The 245-nt window shown below is 35.5% G+C and carries 1 pseudogene; it reads left to right on the top strand.

Annotated elements, in window-relative coordinates:
* Window positions 1–245 (top strand): annotated as a pseudogene (locus tag HHH54_RS11175) (HTH domain-containing protein); the annotation flags it as partial.

The following is a 245-nucleotide window of genomic DNA, read 5'->3' as shown; positions in this document are numbered from 1 at the left end:
CTCTCGAAAGTGATTTCAGAAAAGGATATTGCTGAAGACCTTTGTGTATCACCTTCTACAGTCCATCGCCATTTAAAATCTTTAAATGAATCAATTCAAACGACTGTGAATCGTAGTTTACCACGTCATTTATCATTTGATGAATTCAAGTCAACAAGTGATGTAGACAGTGCTATGAGCTTTATTTACTGTGATGGTATTACACACGATATCATCGATATCTTACCAGACCGTCGTAAACATAA

The organism is Staphylococcus canis, from assembly GCF_016238445.1.
Classification (GTDB): Bacteria; Bacillota; Bacilli; order Staphylococcales; family Staphylococcaceae; genus Staphylococcus; species Staphylococcus canis.
This window is presented reverse-complemented; position numbering and strand designations above follow the sequence as displayed.